At 63.3% G+C, this 520-nt stretch carries 1 protein-coding gene; it reads left to right on the top strand.

The genetic code is table 11. The features are described 5' to 3' along the window. On the top strand, nucleotides 1–520 hold a 520-nt coding region (locus tag HMPREF3086_RS08445), incomplete at both ends, for a cbb3-type cytochrome c oxidase subunit I (protein WP_210401850.1).

The following is a 520-nucleotide window of genomic DNA, read 5'->3' as shown; positions in this document are numbered from 1 at the left end:
CACCGGCGCCGTCCTGCTGCCGTTCTTCTCGTTCATGACGTTCCTCATCGCCGTGCCCACGGGTGTGAAGTACTTCAACTGGATCGGCACCATGTGGCGCGGGAAGATTACCTTCGAGACGCCGATGCTCTTCGCCCTGGGCTTCCTGGTGTCGTTCCTGTTCGGCGGGCTGACCGGCATCATGCTCGCGGCGCCGCCGATCGACTTCCACGTGCACGACTCGTACTTCGTGGTGGCGCACTTCCACTACGTCCTGTTCGGCACCGTCGTGTTCGCCACCTTCGCGGGGATCTACTTCTGGTTCCCCAAGATGACCGGCCGCATGCTGGACGAGCGGCTGGGCAAGTGGCACTTCTGGCTGACGTTCATCGGTTTCCACACCACGTTCCTCGTCCAGCACTGGCTGGGGAACCAGGGGATGCCGCGCCGCTACGCCGACTACCTGGACTCGGACGGTTTCACCGTCCTCAACCAGATCTCGTCCGTCGGCTCGTTCATCCTCGGCATCGCGATGCTGCCG

Source organism: Dietzia sp. HMSC21D01 (assembly GCF_001815995.1).
Lineage (GTDB): Bacteria > Actinomycetota > Actinomycetes > Mycobacteriales > Mycobacteriaceae > Dietzia > Dietzia cinnamea.
This window is presented reverse-complemented; position numbering and strand designations above follow the sequence as displayed.